This window comes from Staphylococcus sp. 231237_7MaSpsaltlick, assembly GCF_043107035.1.
On sequence record NZ_JBICNX010000162.1, the window covers coordinates 1 to 1,024 of the forward strand.

Here is a 1,024-nt window from a genome sequence, read left to right on the forward strand (position 1 = left end):
GGTAATGATAAATGAATAGTAAAATGTTGTCTCGAATAAGCTTACTACTCTTATTTGTTAGTTATTGTTTTTCGCTATATTTTTACATAAAACTTATAATCTCAATTACTCAAAGGAATTTTATAACTTTAAGCAATATGGCAAAAGTATCATATGTGTTTTTCTTTGCTGCAGCTGTTATTATTATGATTCTTAGCACAGTACTTTTAATTTTTGCTCTAAAATCAAAATGGATTATAAAAAGCATGGCTTTTATTATATTTATTTTTATACTGGTGTCTGTGTATGTAATTAAAGATATATATTCGCCAGAAGGATATAGTACAATTTTTGATAACGAAGATAAGCAAGAATATATATCAGGTAAAATTGTAGATAAAAAGACACATGACTTTATGTTTAATGATAATTCAGAACATTATATAAAAGTTCAAACTAAAAAAGATTTATTTCCAGAGAAAGTTATTGTGAAGAAAAATGAGTATGAGTCATTGAGTGAAAACGAAAGTTTTAAAGCAAAAGTTGGTGTGCTTATGAGGCCGAATGGATCTGAACCAATAGCTAGATAGAGATAAAAACCCATCAAATTTTTAATTTTTGATGGGTTTTCCTACATCTACATTTGACAAAAATAATAAAAAATACTATAAAAATTCTTGAATAGTAGATGATTATAAAATATACTTAAATAGAGAATTATAATAATTGCGAAGAAAAAGGAGGCGATATATATTGTCTCGTAAATTACTATCAATTGTTACTTTGATTATTACTTATACTTTCTTATTAGTATCAATATCCTACTCCATTAAAATAATGTATAAACTTTTTAATGTGAACGTAAAAGCATTAGATATTGCAAATACTATATATTGGTTTTTATACGTTATAGTAATTATCAGTATTACTTTGTTTAGTGTATTTTATTTCTTTAAAATTCGAAAAATAAGTCTTAAAAAACTACTTTTATTTCTTGTATGTCTTATTTTTGTGATATTTTTCCAGAGTTCAATCAGTTATAAAG

The 1,024-nt window shown here is 24.4% G+C and carries 1 protein-coding gene; it reads left to right on the top strand.

The window, feature by feature from the left end; genetic code table 11:
• Positions 1-245: 245 nt before the first annotated feature.
• The gene (locus ACF91D_RS30635; RefSeq protein ID WP_392438516.1) at positions 246-569 is read left to right on the top strand and encodes a hypothetical protein; all 324 of its coding nucleotides are present in this window, start codon (positions 246-248) and stop codon (positions 567-569) included.
• Positions 570-1,024 lie beyond the last annotated feature (455 nt).